At 33.6% G+C, this 16,429-nt stretch carries 10 protein-coding genes; 6 read left to right on the top strand and 4 right to left on the bottom strand.

The features are described 5' to 3' along the window. Window positions 1-15 precede the first annotated feature (15 nt). From IIF7_RS13910 to IIF7_RS21095, 5 genes are read left to right on the top strand one after another with little or no spacing between them, the layout of a single operon-like run. Window positions 16-1,860, top strand: a complete 1,845-nt coding sequence (locus tag IIF7_RS13910; protein WP_084842304.1) for a sodium:solute symporter family protein — start codon at window positions 16-18, stop codon at window positions 1,858-1,860. Between the two features lie 30 nt (window positions 1,861-1,890). After that, complete coding sequence (locus IIF7_RS13905; protein WP_084842303.1) at window positions 1,891-3,063, top strand: glycoside hydrolase family 130 protein; 1,173 nt, start codon at window positions 1,891-1,893, stop codon at window positions 3,061-3,063. After that, window positions 3,050-4,234 (top strand): AGE family epimerase/isomerase, encoded by a 1,185-nt coding sequence (locus tag IIF7_RS13900; RefSeq protein ID WP_084842302.1) that lies wholly within the window; start codon window positions 3,050-3,052, stop codon window positions 4,232-4,234. The genes IIF7_RS13905 and IIF7_RS13900 overlap by 14 nt, the downstream gene beginning before the upstream one ends. Before the next feature lie 8 nt (window positions 4,235-4,242). After that, complete coding sequence (locus IIF7_RS13895) at window positions 4,243-5,124, top strand: glycoside hydrolase 5 family protein (protein ID WP_245801644.1); 882 nt, start codon at window positions 4,243-4,245, stop codon at window positions 5,122-5,124. Beyond that, window positions 5,085-5,513, top strand: a complete 429-nt coding sequence (locus IIF7_RS21095; RefSeq protein WP_245801643.1) for a glycoside hydrolase 5 family protein — start codon at window positions 5,085-5,087, stop codon at window positions 5,511-5,513. The genes IIF7_RS13895 and IIF7_RS21095 overlap by 40 nt, the downstream gene beginning before the upstream one ends. 9 nt (window positions 5,514-5,522) lie before the next feature. On the opposite strand, the gene IIF7_RS13890 is transcribed toward IIF7_RS21095, so the two are convergent. The 3 genes from IIF7_RS13890 to IIF7_RS13880 all read right to left on the bottom strand — a co-directional run bounded on the left by IIF7_RS13890 (window position 5,523) and on the right by IIF7_RS13880 (window position 9,292). Further along, on the bottom strand, window positions 5,523-6,905 hold the full coding sequence (locus IIF7_RS13890; RefSeq protein WP_084842301.1) for a sialate O-acetylesterase: 1,383 nt from the start codon (window positions 6,903-6,905) through the stop codon (window positions 5,523-5,525). Next, a complete protein-coding gene (locus IIF7_RS13885; RefSeq protein ID WP_084842300.1) occupies window positions 6,902-7,981 on the bottom strand; it encodes an SGNH/GDSL hydrolase family protein in 1,080 nt (359 codons plus the stop codon). Before IIF7_RS13885 ends, IIF7_RS13890 begins: the two co-directional genes overlap by 4 nt. Before the next feature lie 84 nt (window positions 7,982-8,065). Continuing rightward, on the bottom strand, window positions 8,066-9,292 hold the full coding sequence (locus IIF7_RS13880) for a site-specific integrase (protein ID WP_084842299.1): 1,227 nt from the start codon (window positions 9,290-9,292) through the stop codon (window positions 8,066-8,068). Between the two features lie 571 nt (window positions 9,293-9,863). Here IIF7_RS13880 and IIF7_RS13875 point away from each other — a divergent pair. Then, entirely contained in the window at window positions 9,864-11,483 is a 1,620-nt protein-coding gene (locus tag IIF7_RS13875) for an aspartate:alanine exchanger family transporter (RefSeq protein WP_084842298.1), read from the top strand. Window positions 11,484-11,601: 118 nt separating this feature from the next. On the opposite strand, the gene IIF7_RS13870 is transcribed toward IIF7_RS13875, so the two are convergent. Further along, window positions 11,602-15,678 (bottom strand): hybrid sensor histidine kinase/response regulator transcription factor, encoded by a 4,077-nt coding sequence (locus tag IIF7_RS13870; protein WP_176218962.1) that lies wholly within the window; start codon window positions 15,676-15,678, stop codon window positions 11,602-11,604. Window positions 15,679-16,429 lie beyond the last annotated feature (751 nt).

The following is a 16,429-nucleotide window of genomic DNA, read 5'->3' as shown; positions in this document are numbered from 1 at the left end:
ATAAAATAAAACAATATGCTGCAAACTATAGATATACTTATTATTCTTGCCTACTTAGTGGGGACAATTCTTATAGGCTTATCCCTAAGAAAAAAAGCGCAAAAAAGTAAGGATGACTATTTGATGGGAGGTAAAAGTCTTCCCTGGTATATGTTGGGGCTCTCAAATGCTTCCGGGATGTTCGACATCTCTGGAACTATGTGGCTTGTTACTTTGACTTTTGTATATGGTTTTAAAAGTATATGGATTCCTTGGCTTTGGCCTGTGTTCAATCAGGTATTTTTAATGGTTTATCTCTCAATGTGGTTAAGAAGGTCTAACGTTACAACAGGAGCAGAATGGATATTATTTCGATTTGACAATGGAAAAGGAGGAAGGCGCTCACATACTATAATCGTAATCTTCGCTATATTAAGTTGTCTTGGTTTCCTTGCCTATGGATTTATTGGTTTAGGAAAATTTGTTGAAATTTTTATTCCTTGGGAGATCATTTCGGTATATATCCCATTTGATATTCCTGTTGCCTATATTCCTCACTTCTATGGTATAATTTTTACACTATTTGCAGTTTTTTATTCCGTTTTGGGAGGTATGTCGGGCATAGTCTGGACCGACGTATTACAATATGGTATAATGACTGTTTCATCAATTGCCATTGCCGTTATTGCCTGGCAGGCATATGGAGCAAACGCAATGGATGTTCCTGAAGGTTGGATGAACCCCTTTTTTGACTGGGAATTACATATGGATTGGTCTAATATTATAGCTGAGGTAAATACGAAAATTGAAGAAGATGGCTATACCATGTTTGGGATATTTTTTATGCTTATGGTCTTTAAAGGGATACTCTCAAGTATTGCCGGGCCAGCTCCAAATTACGATATGCAAAAAATACTGTCTACTAAATCTCCTCTTGAAGCAGCAAAAATGAGTGCTTTTTCTTTAGGAGCTCTAATTCCAACTAGGTATCTGATGGTAGGTGGTTTTTCGGTTTTAGCACTGTTATTCTACGATAAATTAGATTTAAAAACTGCAGGAGTTTTGGATTTTGAAAAAATACTTCCTGCTGCTATTGAACAGTTTGTACCTGTAGGTTTACTGGGTCTCTTATTAGCAGGCTTACTAGCTGCTTTCATGTCCACTTTTGCCGGAACACTAAATGCAGCTCAGGCGTATTTGGTAAACGATATTTATCTAAAGCATTATGAGCCTGATGCCTCTTCTAAGACAATTAAAAAAATGAATTATGGGAGTGGAATTGTAGTGGTTATAATAAGTATAATACTTGGTTTTTTTGTTCAGGATGTAAACTCGATCCTTCAATGGATTGTATCTGCATTATTTGGTAGTTATGTGATTTCCAATGTTCTTAAATGGCATTGGTGGAGGTTCAATGGCGAAGGCTATTTTTGGGGAATGCTTTCAGGAATTATTCCAGCTTTAATTTTTCCTGTTTTTCTTGATACATTAGATCTATATTATTTTCCCATTATTTTATTGATTTCACTCGCAGGAAGTATTATTGGAACATATAGTGCACCCCCTACAAACGAGCACGTTTTACAAAACTTTTATAAAAAGACTAAACCATGGGGGTTTTGGTCCCCAATTGCAAAGAAGCTAAGTGTCGAACAACATGATTCCGTGGAGAATAAAAATTTTAAATGGGATATGTTTAATGTAGTTCTAGGGACGCTGGCACAAACACTTCTAGTCGTTATCCCATTGTATATCATTCTAAGAGAAACTTCATTGCTTATGATTACAACAGGTATGCTAATCATATCAATAGTTGTTCTCAAATTTTCTTGGTGGGACAGAATAAAAAAAGAAGATATTAAATATCGCTCTGATAATTAATAAAACGAATAAATTAAAAAATTAATCTTTATGAAAACGATCCCCAATTTTGAAAAGCTGATCGCAAGTCATGTTAGCCTCATAAAAAAGCAAAATAAAGCATTAGAATATTCTAATGGTATTTATCAGAGATATGAAAACCCTGTAGTTACTGGTGAACATGCGCCTATAGAGTGGAGGTTTGACTTAAACCCTGAAACAAATCCAAATGGCTTAGAAAGAATAGGTATTAATGCTACTTTCAATCCGGGAGCAATTAAATGGAATGAAAGATATGTTTTAGCAGTAAGAGTAGAGGGTAATGATAGAAAATCTTTTTTTGCTATCGCCGAGAGCTCAAACGGAATTGATCAATTCGAGTTTTGGAAAAAACCTATTGAACTTCCTACATATGGGGAGCCTGATACAAATGTTTATGATATGCGTTTAACCCAGCATGAAGATGGCTGGATCTATGGTGTTTTTTGTACGGAACGAAAAGACAAATCTCGTTTTGAAGATACTACTGCAGCTGTTGCTAATGCGGGTATCGTTAGAACTAAAGACCTGATGAATTGGGAACGTCTCCCAGACTTAATATCGAATTCTGGACAGCAAAGAAATGTGGTAATGCATCCAGAATTTGTTAAAGGTAAATACGCCTTATATACACGACCTCAGGATGGTTTTATTGAAGTAGGAAAAGGCGGAGGAATTGGCTTAGGGTATGTTACAGATATTACTAATCCAGTTTTAGAAGAAGAATGTATTATTAATCAAAAAGTATATCATACCATTTATGAAATGAAAAATGGGCTTGGACCTGCTCCTATTAAAACCAAAGAAGGATGGCTACATCTCGCTCACGGTGTAAGAAATACTGCAGGAGGATTAAGATATACACTATATATGTTTATGACATCTTTGGAAGATATTTCAAAAGTTATCTTTCAGCCTGCAGGATATTTTATGGCGCCAAATTATAAAGAAACAGTGGGAGATGTTCCAAATGTATTATTTGCTAATGGATGGATAAAAGATGAAGATAATACTGTTTATATATATTATGCTTCTTCAGATACTAGATCTCATGTAGCTACAAGCACTGTGGATAAGCTTGTAGACTATGTAAAAAACACACCCCAGGATCAATATACTTCAGGAGCATCTGTGATGTCTATTATAGATTTGATAAATAGAAATTCCGTTTATGATCTCCAATAAAGAAACTCTAAAAAAAGAATTTCGAATAGAACTTCTAAATATTATTTCTTATTGGAAATCTAATAGTCTGGATGAGGTCAATGGAGGTTTTATAGGAGCCAGAGATCATGATAATAATATTAGAATAAATCAGGATAAAGGGATTATTCTTAATACAAGACTGTTATGGACATTTTCATTTGTAGAAAATTTTGATAGTTCATTTTCTTGCAAAGCAGAGGCCGACAGAGCATACCGGTATTTGAAAGCGAATTTTAAAGATAATCGTTATGGAGGGGTTTTTTGGAGTTTAAGTTTTAAGGGAGAGGTAACCAATTCCAGAAAACAAATCTATGCTCAAGCTTTTTTAATTTATGCTCTCTCAGAATACTATAAACTCACAGGTGATCAAAATGTACTTAATTGGGCACTTGAGGTTTTTGATTTGATAGAAGATAGGGCTAAGGACCTAAATAACGGAGGATACTTTGAAGCATTTAAAAATGACTGGGATACTATTGAGGATATGCGATTGAGTGAAAAGGATCTCAATGCTTCAAAAACAATGAATACTCATTTGCATTTGTTAGAAGCTTATACATCATTATATGCTGTATCAGGAAACTTTAAAGTTAAGAATGCATTAGATAACTTGATTCATTTACATTTAGAAAAATTCCTAAATTCAAGTACTAAACATTTTTATCTATTTTTTGATGATCACTGGAATAACCAAACGGATATTATTTCATATGGACATGATATTGAGGCCGCATGGTTATTAATAGAAGCAGCTCACATTGTGGAAGATAAAAGTTTGCTTCAGAAAGTGGAATCTTTGGCAATACAAATAAGTGATATCTTTTTAAAAGAAGCCTACGTAAAGTCATTTGGTATTATAAATGAAAAAAAGGAAGGGGTTGTTGATGAAGATCGTCATTGGTGGCCTCAGGTAGAAGCAATGCTTGGACTTGCCTTTGTTTCCAAAATAGAAGCTAAACAATCATACCATGATGCTTTAATAGATATTTGGCAGTTTGTAAAAACTTATATTATTGATAAGAACTATGGAGAATGGTTTTTCAGAATTAACAAAGAAGGTAAACCTTATGAATCTGAAAATAAAATTGGTATGTGGAAGTGTCCATATCATAATTCCCGGGCTCTGGTTAAACTAATTCAGATGTTATAATATTCAATATGAAGAAAGCATTTATATTAATTTTGATAGGTACTTTATTTTCTTGTACTGGAGTTAAGCGTATTAGTATTGTAGACGGTCATTTTAAAAAAGGAAATGAACCATATTACTTTATAGGAGCAAATTACTGGTACGGACCTATAATAGCATCAGAAAAGTCAGGAAATAGAACCCGATTGATAAAAGAACTCGATCTAATGGATAGCCTTGGGATCGATAATTTGAGAATACTAGTTGGTGCTGAGGGAGGTAAAGAAGATTTTCAGGTGAAGCCTGCGCTTCAATATGAACAAGGGAAATATAATGAGGATCTTCTGGATGGGTTAGATTTTTTGCTAAATGAAATGCGCAAAAGAAAAATGTATGCTGTATTATATTTAAACAATAATTGGATCTGGTCCGGCGGTATGTCCACCTATTTGAACTGGAATGGATATGGGAATGTTCCCAATCCTTTTTTAGAGAAATATACCTGGGAAGAATACATGAATTATACAGAGCAATTCCACACATGTCAACCATGTTTGGATTCATTTTATAAGCATATAGCATTTATATTGGGAAGAAAAAATAATTATAATGGCGAAAAATATTCTAGTGATAAAACGATAATGTCCTGGCAGGTAGCGAATGAACCCAGAATTTTTTCAGAATCCGACAAAGTGCCATTCAAATCATTTTTAGATAAAACAGTTAGAGTGTTAGATTCATTAGCACCAAAAATTTTAATTTCTACAGGTGCCGAAGGCAAAGCGAGTTATTTGCAGAATATTGATACGTATAAAGTATTACATGCAAACCCTAAAATAGATTATTTAACGGCTCATATGTGGCCTAAAAATTGGGATGGTATAAGGTATCTGATGAAACAAAATCATTAAATGAATCAATTTCGAATGCAAGATCATATATAAAAGAGCATATTGATGTAGCAAAAGAATTAAATAAACCCATCGTGATTTCTGAATTTGGTTTTCCTAGAAACTCTGAAAGTCTTAAACTTAAATCAAATACAGGTTACCGTGATGAATTTTATGAATCAGTTTTTCAACAGCTTTTGGAAAGTGCTCAGTCGGATGGTTTCATGGGCGGAGTAAATTTTTGGGGATTTGCAGGATATGCAAAGCAATCAAATAATCCTGAAAAATGGAGAGAAGGTGATGATTTCACTGCAGACCCTCCACAAGAACCCCAAGGCTTAAATTCAGTTTATGCTGGAGATAAAACTACGCTTCAACTGATTGAAAAATATAATAGTAATCTAAATTAACTTATTAAATTATTCTATTTTTTCTAAAAACCCAGAAGCTGGCAGATTTTCTTCATTCATTAAGTTTGGTTCGGCGTCATTTTTCCATGCATATCTAACCCATAAGGGATTATTAACTTTATTAGAGCTAAGTATAACTTTCGTATTTTTTATAACTGCTTCAGCAGGATAAAAAATACTATCATGTCCGGCAACTTCGAATAATGATTGATTATTTATAAAATGTAGTTCTTTAGCATGGGAGAACTCGACAATTAAGCTATCACTTTTTGAATATGATTGTGAAAAAAGTGGCCCATAATATTCTTTATCTATTTTATTATAGTGTAGGTTCAATGCTAGATTGGCAAACCTTTCTCCTACAGGTTTCTTATTTCTTGGATGGATATCTTTTGGGTTTCCTACATCGCCGGTGAAAACCATTCCAGTATTCGGAATGTTTAGTGATTTTCGTTGAGCCTCTCTAACTAGTACCCCGTTAAAATTATCTTGCCCATAATCGTAGGGCGCTATTTGAGCATAATAAAATGGAAAATTAGTATTAAAAACTTCTCTCCAGGAATAAATTAATTCTTTAAACGTATTTTGATAATATTCTGCATTTGAGGTATTACTTTCTCCCTGATACCAAACTACACCTGCTATCTTATAATTTGTAATAGGATGAATCATAGCATTAAATGCATAAGCAGGCTCATTAGGTCCCCATGGTTCCTTAGGTAATTTAGTAACAGCCTTTTGAAGAATGGAGTCTTTCTTAAATTTATTTTTCGGAATCCATATTTCTGCAGGTGTTCCACCCCAGTACGAACCGATTATTCCTATAGGTATGTCTCCCAAATCTTTTGAAAGTTTGTTAGCAAAAAAATAAGCGATTGCACTAAACTCTTGCATCGTTTCGGGACTATTAATCCTCCAATTAGCAGTTAATTCCTGCTGTGGAAATTTGGAAGAACGTTTTGGAATTTGAAAAAATCTTATTTTTTTATTCGCAGCATTTTCAATTGCTTCCTCACCCTTAGTAATACCAGCAGCAGCATTCCATTCCATATTTGACTGTCCAGAAGCCAACCAGACCTCTCCAAATAATATATTTTCGACCTTTATGTGATTATAGCCATACAAGTCTAATCGCTGCGGATTTTTATTATCATTGGTTTTAATTTCAACGCTCCAATTTGAATGTCGATCTACTTTGGTAGAAATTGTATCATTTTTATTCCAGGACGCAACGATATTAATTTTCTCTCCTGGATTTCCCCAGCCCCAAATCTTAATTTTACTATTTCTTTGTAAAACCATATTATCTGAAAATATGGATGGGAGTTCAATATTGGCGAAGAAATCCATACTCACTAAGCCTATTAGTAAGGTAATTAAAATTTTTTTCATGATTTAGAACTTAGAATATTTTTAAAAAATGGAACTAGTTGTTGAGCAAGGATCTTATGATCTTGTGATGAAGGATGATAGGCACAACCCTCGGGTTGCATAAGTTTAAATTCAAAAATTTCAATGGTTAGTTCATCATTAAGTTTTGATTTAATAGAACGTAACGATTCCAGTAGTTCCTTACCTTCTTTGGATTCGGGATCCACCATTGGGCTTGTCAAAAGAGTAAATTTAGCCTGCGGGTATATTTTATGAAGATGGTTTAAAAATTTGATGTAGTTACGCTCAAACTTTTTATGATTAAATTCAGATCTCTCTTTAATTCCATCTCCTTTGGATAAATCATTAGTACCTAATGCTACACTTATGATATCCGGTGAATGTTCCGGTTTTGTTCTTCTTTCTCCGTCATCACTTAGATTTTTAAAATCATATACATCTGGCATTACAGGTTGATCTTCATCATTCCAGTTTCGATACATGCCCATTCCCGATACACAACTTAATTCGAAATCTACATCCAAAATTCTCGCTATTCTTGGCCCATATGCTAAATAAGAATTGTGTTGATCAAACCAGTTTTCAGATCCGCAATCTATGGAATCCATATCCGCTCCCATGCCACACGTTATAGAATTCCCTATGAATTCAATTTTCTTTCGTGGTTTAGAAATTGCTTTTGAGATTTTTTCAGCTTTTACACCATTAAAAAAAATATCTCCTGTAGATGCTTCGGTTGCCTTATAAATTTTTATGTCGTTTAAAGAATCTTTCAGGCCAATTTGGATTGGAGAATTTTTAATATTAAATCGGCCGATATACTTACTATTCAATTCTAAACTCACGTAATCACTTTGGTTAACACCACTGAAAAAGAGTTGACAGCTATCGCCTTCAACTGCAAAGTGTATATTAGAGGCTGAACCAATTAATGTAATAGTCGAGTCGTTTAGTTTCTTAATACGTCCTTGATATTGAAAGTTGCTAGAACTTGCAGGATAATACTTGTCTTTATTGGTTTTAGTACACGAGGCTAGAGAAATTAAAACCAATGAAAATAGTACAAATTTATGCATGAAAATTTTTATTCAATTTAGTAAAACTTGAATTTATTATCTTCTATTAAAATTTCATTTAATGATAGTATATTTTCAACCCAATTATGAAAAGACCTTGTTCATTTCCTCCTGGTACTGATCTAAAATATTTGTAGGTAAAGACTTTAAGTATATCTGAGTTGTATTAATTTTTGAATGACCCAACATAGATGAGATTGCCATTAGTGGAACATTTTTTAATAATGCATGAGTAGCAAAACTATGTCTTGAAACATAAGAAGTTAACTTTTCTTCGATGTCACATAATTTCGCCATTCTTTTTAAACCTGCATTATATCGATGCAAGGCATCTTTGGCGTCTTTATATTGAAGTTCAGGTTCCTCTCTTTTTATTATTGGCAAAATAAAATCATTGCTAGTCTTTCCTTTCGTATAATAGTTTAAAATCTCCTCAATAGGTTTAGTGATTTTTATATCATAAACCTTACTGGTCTTTTTGCGTTGAAATCGAATTCTACCATCTACTATGTTTTCGATTTTTAAGAAAGCTAAATCAATAAAAGATAAACCAAATAACATATATGAAAGTAAAAAATAGTTTCTGTAGTGGAACATGAAATCGGTCTCTGGAACGGTTAGAGCTAATATCTTCTGTATAGATTCTAGCTTAATAGCTCTTTTTGCGGTAGGAACCGTTTTAATTTGATAATTATAAAATGGGTATGCCTCTCTTTTAATAAGGCCTTCTTTGATTCCCTTGTTATAGATAGCTCTCAGAGTACGCATATAAGAGGCAATTCCGTTAATGCTATTGCCTTTTTTAGATAAGTGATAGCGCTCAAAATCTTTTAAAAATTGATAGTTAACTTCGTTGAATTTTACTTCTGCACCGCGCGTGAATGTTCTAAGGACATTTAATAAATGTTCATAGTTCTTTGCTGTTCCATATCTACCTAAAGCACGAAGCTCCTCCACTTTTGCATCACCAAATTGATAGAATGAATCATAAGTTGTTTGTCCGGTTAGTTTAGCTTTTACCTGTTTAATAGAGAGGTAATCTAGTTCTCCCGAATCGTGCAGTTCGTTCAGAATGTCCTGATATTCAACGATAATTTTAGCCAATAAATTATTTAATTGTCCTAACTTTGAGGTACCTTTATAGGAGGATTTAATACGTCTTCGATTCTCATCCCAGCTGTTAATAGGTACTTTGTGTCCGGTGGCAATTGAGGTAGATTTAGAGAAATGACTAAGCCGTATTTTTATTGGATATTGATGATCTTGTGTTTTTCGACGTTTATCTAGTGTTAAAATTAGACTGGTTTTCATAAGATTTATACTTTAGGTGATGATAAAAATCCTTATTTAATAGGCTAAGGCACGAGTTCAGGTCTTATAAATTTAGTGAAAAAATTTGCACGTAATTTGCACGCAGATTGCCTTTTTTCTTTGATTTCAGATGATATCAAATGATATCAAAAAATATGTAAATCATTGTTTTTCAATTAATTATGTTGATATTTACGACTGCTTAATTTGCTTAGAAAGCAGCTCATAATCAAGGGGTCCCTGGTTCGAGCCCAGGTGGGACCACCGAAAAGCCTCTCATTTTTTTGAGAGGCTTTTATTTTTTTACCCCAAAAGATACTTCGAGGTCACTTTTCTAAAAAAATTTGAGCTTTTATAGATTTGTCGTCATGGGTTGGTTTATAAATGTGTTTTCTAATTTCTCGGTAAAAAACCCTTTTGTTTCTATTCGATAAGTTTCCAAAAAATTATCTCTAGAAGTTCTCAAAAACATGATAATCATCAGTTTCCTCACTTTAATTCTCATGTATCTTTATACTCGATTTTATCCCAATCTTCAACTAGAGTAGAAAGTCAATTAAATCATCTAATTATGGAATTTTTGTTAGATTTTTTAGGTACAGATTACATCGCACTTTTCATTATTATCGGTATTGGTATTTTTTTAGGCGGAATTAAAATTAAAGGGGTATCCTTTGATTCTTCCGCAGTTATTTTTGTAGCTATTTTTTACGGCTACTGGCTCAACATTCAGGGAGTAGATTTTAAACTCCCGGAAATTATTCAGAAAATAGGTCTTTTGCTTTTCATTTTTACCATTGGTATGCAAGCGGGACCGTCTTTCTTTGAAGTATTTAAAAGTCAGGGTGCAAAACTAATTATCCTGGCAGTATTAAGTGTGGTAATAGGTACGATTACTACCGCATTGTTATCTATTGGATTTGATGTAGATTATAAAATTTCAGTAGGCTTATTAACAGGAGCACTTACCAGTACACCAGGTCTGGCAGCAGCTATCGAGGCTTCTAATTCTCCATTGGCATCTATAGGATATGGTATTGCGTATCCTTTTGGTGTAATTGGGGTTATTTTATTTGTAAAGCTATCCCCGAAGCTTTTTGGAGCTAAGATTTCAAAAGAGGAAGAGAATTACGTTCGGGAAGCTCAAAGCAAGATTCCAGAAGTTACTAATAGGAATTTCGAAATTACAAATGATAATATCGAAGGGCGTACCATAAAAGATCTTGATATTAGGATGATGACCAAAGCCAATATTTCTAGAATTATGAGCCCTAATACCATGTCTGTTGCTCCCACTGCGGAAGCTGTTTTACATAAAGGCGATGTGGTAAAAGCAGTTGGAACTGAAGAAGCTTTAAAAAGAGTTGAGGTTTTATTAGGCCATTCTACGGAAGTTGAAATACCAGCCAGTGGCTTGATGGAAATAAAATGGTACGTGGTTTCCAGACGAAACGTGGTTAATAAATCACTTAAAGAACTCAACGTAAAACGAAATTTTAAAGCAACGGTAACCAGAGTTCGACGAGCAGGAATAGATTTATCTGCAAGGCCTACTTTAAAACTGCGATATGGAGACCGATTATTAATTTCTTCTAGTAAAGGGAATGTGGCTGCTCTTTCCCATATTTTGGGAGACAGTATGAAAGAAGTAGAAACCACAAGTTTCTTGCCTGTAGCTTTGGGCTGTGTGGTTGGCTTACTTTTAGGGGCTATAGAAATTCCGCTTCCTGGTGGTAGTTCTTTCTCTTTGGGAATTACGGGAGGTGTTTTAATTGCTGCTTTGGTTTTAAGTAGGATTGGTAAAACCGGACCAATAATTTGGAATTTGCCCGTAGTAGGAAATCAAATTTTAAGGCAATTTGGTTTATTGCTTTTTCTTACCCCTGTAGGTTTAGCTGCGGGAAGTAAAATTGCACCTACAATTAACGAATATGGACTTAATCTTTTTGGAATAGGTGCAATAATCACCTTAGTGCCTATGATCATTGTTGTTATTATTGGCAGATTAATCTTTAAGGTTAATTTCCTTTCTCTTTTAGGAGCCTTAACTGGCGGAATGACAAGTACACCTGGCTTAACTGCTGTAGATTCTATGACGAGTACAGAAGGCCCACAGGTTGCTTACGCCACAGTATATCCTTTTGCTTTAGTTACCATCATTATCTGTGCACAAATATTAGGAAGTTTATAAGCTTAGAATTATAGACTAAGAATATAATTTATACTGAAAAAGCCTCCCGTAAATTATTCGGGAGGCTTTTATACTAGGCCAATATTCGATGAATTTGAGAGCTTTTTTGAAGAAGATTTTAAAGTTGTGCTGCGCCAGATTTAAATTCAGATGGGTTGTAACCGTATTTTTCTTTGAATACTTTTCTAAAATATTTGATGCTGCTAAAACCAACTTCAAAAGAAGCTTCAGTAACCGAGTATTCTTCCTGGTAAATTAGTTTAGCTGCCTTTTTAAGCTTAGTATCTCTAATAAATTCGTTAATACTTTGGCCGGTAATGGCTTTTATTTTTCGATATAAAGATGTTCTGCTCATACCAAGCTCTTTTACCAGATAATCTGTATTTACTTTAACTTCAGGGCAGCCTTTTAAGATAAGTTCTTCGGTTTTCAGTAAAAATTTCTTTTCAGAATCGATAATTCCAGAAGCTTTTTCAGAGAAAGTATGTTCCTGATTGTTGGGGTTTTCATTCAGTAAAAATTCACGTAATTTTTTACGATTTTCGAGTATCGCTTTAATCCTGGTTTTTAATAATGTAGGATGAAATGGTTTGGTCACATAATCATCTGCTCCTTTAGAAAATCCTGAAGAAATACTTTCGGTATTACTTTTGGCTGTTAATAATATGATTGGGATATGGCTGGTGATATGATGTGTCTTTAATTCATTGCATAACTGAATACCATCTAATTTTGGCATCATTACGTCTGAAATTATTAAATCTGGGACATATTTTAATGCTTTTTTTACGCCGTCTTCACCATCACGAGAATGTATAAGATCAAAATCGTCCTTTAGGATGTTATCCAAAAACATTAGGATTTCTGGATTATCGTCTACAATTAGCACTATTTCTTTACCTTTTTTACCTGCTAATTGTTTTTCTTTTTTATCTATAATCGTTGTTTGTGTAAAACTTTCTTTAGCCAGGGCGTTTTCAAGATCTTTTTCTTCGGTTAAAGTTTCCAGGTTATTGGCACTTAGATTAACCGGAATGCTAAGGGTAAACTGGGTAATACCATTGCTTTCACTTTTTACATTGATAGTTCCCTGATGAAGTTCAGCAAAACGTTTTGAGAGTGCTAACCCAATACCAGATCCTTTTTTTCTAAGGCTATTATCTGCACGATAATACCAGTCGAATATTTGATTAATATCTTCTTCTTTAATGCCAATGCCCTGGTTGCTAACTTTTATTTGAAGCATCTTATTTTCAGTAAAAACTTCGATAGTTACTTTTCCCTGCCATTTAGAATATTTAATCGCATTGGATAACAGGTTGTTATAAATAATTTCGAGTTTGCTTAAATCACAATTAAAATTTTCTAATTGGGTTAAAATAGCCAGGGAGAGTTTAATTTTCTTGTCTTTAGCCAGTGGCTTGTAATTCTTTGTCCATTGCTCGATGTGCTTTTCAAGATCGTGTTGCCCTACTACTAATTGGCTAAGACCTTCTTCGGCTTTTCTAAATTCCAATAGGCGATCTATACGGCCGTACAGATTTTGGGCATTTCGTTTAATAAAATTTAGATTCTCTATCGTTTCCTGTTTACTTACTTTGCCTAATAAACTTTCTACAGGCGCCATAATTAGGGTAAGAGGTGTTTTTAACTCGTGTGAGAAAGCGGTAAAAAAGCGTAATCGTTCTTCGTTAAGATCATGCTCTAACTTTCGTTGTTTTTTCTCAAAAACTAAAGAGTTATTCAGTTTTAATCGCTCTGAATAATACTTGCCAATTATAAACAATATTAGCCCAAAAGCTAGAATATAAAGTACATACGCTGGGAAAGTTGCCCAAAATGGAGGAAGAATGCTAATGGCTAAAACTTTAGACGTATTTGCACTATAAGGAGAATCTGTTTTAATTTCTAGTTCGTATTCTCCTGGTGGGACATTGGTGAAATTTGCCGTTCCTACACCCTGGGTTTTTACCCAAAATTCATTGTGACCTTTTAATTGATAGAGATATTCGATATTATTGGCCTCAGGAAATTTTAAGGCTGCAAAGTCTATTGAAAATGTATTTTCATCGTGATCCAGAACAACTGAAGATTGATAAGGCAAGGCAGAATTTAAAATAGCATCTTTATTATCCCTTATCATTACTTTTTTGTTTAATACAATAAGATCTTTAAGAATAAGGGGATAGGTTTTTTGTTGTTTAGAGAATTCTTGAGGATCAAAATAATTTATTCCATTAGTACCACCCGCATAAATACTTCCTGCTTCAGAAATTAACAGGCATCCAACACCAAATCCACCTTTCTGAATATTATTTAAGCTCGAAATATCCAGTATTTCTTCATTTTCGAGACTGTATCTGTTAATACCGTTGTATGTAGAGAGCCAGATAAATTCGTCGTTTTCTTGTACAATATCGGTAATGGTGTTATTGCTAAGCCCATTTTCTTCAGTATAGGTATTGATTTTTTTAGCTTCAGGATTCAGTAAAATTAGGCCGCCGTATCTGGTGCCGGCCATTATTTTATTTGCTGAAATTGGATGAATAGCAAAGACAATATTGCTGGTCATTCCTTCAATATTTGAAGAATTAAAGGACTCTGATATATTTGTTTTAGGATTGTATTTAATGATGCCTGTACCAAATGTACCTAACCAAAGATTGCCAAGCTTATCCTCTTCAATATCTCTAATGTCTATTTTACCAAGATTTTCAATGTATTTAAATTGATCTTGTTTTTCATCAAACAGGTATAAACCACCTTGGTTTGTGCCAACCCAGATGTTCCCATTATTTGCCTGAAAGATAGCTCTCACATCACTGCCGTCGCCTGGTTTTCCTGTTAAGTAGTGCTTAAAATTACCTGTGTTTTTATCCAGTTTATTTAAGCCACCCAGATAAGTGCCTACCCAAACCCGGTTATTAGTATCTTCAAGAATCGATAGAATATAATTATTGCTTAAGCTATTGGAATCAAGATTGTTATGGGTAAAATGAGTGAATTTTTTTGAAATGGGATCGTAAAGATCTAAACCACCGCCATCTGTTCCTATCCATACATTGGCGTTAGAGGCATTTGCCAAAGTCCCAATACGATTGTGAATTAATGAGTTTTCGTCCTGTTCTTTTTGCTGTAATGTGTGTACAATTTCTCCTTCGGGATTTACATAATTAAGACCGGTAGAAGTGCCTATCCAAACTTTTCCATTGGTATCGACTGTCATTTTGTGGATAGAGCGGTTAAATACGCTGGTTCCGTCATTTGCCGGTAAAAATTTTTGAACGATGGTCTTTTCAGGATGATTTAAAAATGAAGTTTTATTTATAATATTTAAACCACCATTTCTGGTTCCTATCCATATATTACCCTTATAATCTTCCTGAAAGGATAAAATATCGATATCACTTAAATGCTCTTTAAAACTTATTTTCTTTCCATTGTTGGTAATTACTGAAACTCCAGATCGCGTTCCTATCCAAAGATTAGCCTGTTTATCTTCGTAAAGACAATTGATAATAGAGGAATTTAAAAAACTGTTTGATGCCTGGTATTTTTTTACAACTTTTCCAGATTTAAAATCTATTTTATTTAATCCTTTATTAAAAGTTCCCACCCAAAGAATCGAATCTTGCTGTATAAGCGTCGCCGAAATTTCTGTGGAAGTCATCGAGCTATAATCAATATATTTTTTCTGAAATTGTAGGTTTTTATCAATCAATTGAATTCCGCCGCGATACGTACCAACAATAAAAGATCCTGAAGAAGTCAAAGAAATCGAACTGATACTATTATTAAGTAAGCCATCTTTTTGGCTTATCAATTTCATTTGGCCAGTTCTGATATTATAAACATTAAGACCTTCATCTGTACCAATTAATAGTTCTTCTGGATTATTAAAGACAAGTCGTTGTACAGAATTGTTGGCAATTCTATTTTCCTTTAAGTTGGCATTTTCTCTGAATTTTAAAAATTCAGATCCATCATATCTATTTAAACCATCTTCAGTAGCAATCCATATAAAACCTAAAGAATCCTGAGCAATATCGTTAATCGAGTTGCTGGAAAGTCCATTTTCGACATTTAAGAGATGAAAATTTAATTCTTGTTGAGCTTGCTCTTCTAAAGAATCCTGAGCAAAAAGATGACCACCCAAAATAGAAAGGAAGCAAAAAATAGTAAGTATCATCTTCATAATCATGGCTTTTCAGGTGTCTTCGAAATCGTTTTCTTTTTGGAGGTTAAAAGATATACGTTTTAAAGTAAAATTTTGCTTTAAATGTATAAAAAACACTTATAATTTTAATGAGAATCTCAGGAAAATTCCGGCTTTGAGGTTTTATATTTTTATTGGCACCGCCAATGGGTATAAAACCTCGATTTAGTTTAGTCTTAATCCTGTTTTTAAAAAATCTTCCTCAAAATCGTATAATCTGAACAGAAAGTGCCGTAATAAAAATCAATAAATGTCCCTATGAGTACAAAAATATGATTGAAATTTAACATGCAATAGGCATAAGCGTTTTTTGATGATTTTTAGTTGTGATTTTGAGATTCTTTTACATAAATATGGTTCAAAAAGCATGAAATCTGAAAGATTTTTCTAACCAATAGAAAGTTCTTTTCTAGATGAATTCAAAGGGAAGGGGCGGAAGCCCCTTAGTTTCTCCCTTCATTTTTTAGTAAAAATTAACCAAAGTAGGATTTCTCTTTTCTTAATATTTTAGGTTTTTGCTGAATTGCAATTTTTTCTTCTATTCGGTTTATGAATTTTAGATTATAACCCCTTAAGCTTCATAAATTAACAAAATGTGCTTAAAAACACCCCTTATCTGGACAGATTTTATCCTTTAAAAAAGGCTAAAAATAAAGAATATTGTAAAGGATAATTACCGAAATCGATTTCTTCGTTTCTGTAATGTTATTAAAAATATAACAAACCGTTT

It is taken from the genome of Zunongwangia atlantica 22II14-10F7, assembly GCF_002094855.1.
In the GTDB taxonomy this organism is placed as follows: Bacteria; Bacteroidota; Bacteroidia; order Flavobacteriales; family Flavobacteriaceae; genus Zunongwangia; species Zunongwangia atlantica.
Note: the sequence above shows the minus strand (reverse complement) of the source record. Positions and strands in the feature narration are given on the sequence as shown.